We start from the raw sequence: 236 nt of genomic DNA, 5'->3' as shown, positions 1-236 counted from the left end.
TGGGGGGGGGGGGGGGTGGGACCTCGAGGCCGACCTCAAGGCCTGGCAGAGGCGCTACCCGGGGAACGAGGAGAAGGCGAGGAGCCTCCTCAAGGCCCTCAAGCGCCCCGAAGGGGTGAACCCCGTCACCCTCGTCGTGGACGACGCCACGGGCCTCACCCCCAGTGTGGTCCCCTGGCTGGTGGCCTTCGCCGAGGTGGCCACCCTGGTCCTGGCCGTCCACCCGGAGACCCTAA

General features: G+C 72.0%; 1 pseudogene. It reads left to right on the top strand.

Annotation, left to right across the window (positions count from 1 at the left end):
* A pseudogene (locus ACYQ0J_RS13530) lies at nt 1-236 on the top strand (ATP-binding protein); the annotation flags it as partial.

It is taken from the genome of Thermus sp. FJN-A (genome assembly GCF_054655095.1).
The sequence above is the reverse complement of the archived record's forward strand: the minus strand, read 5'-3'. Positions and strand labels throughout refer to the sequence as shown.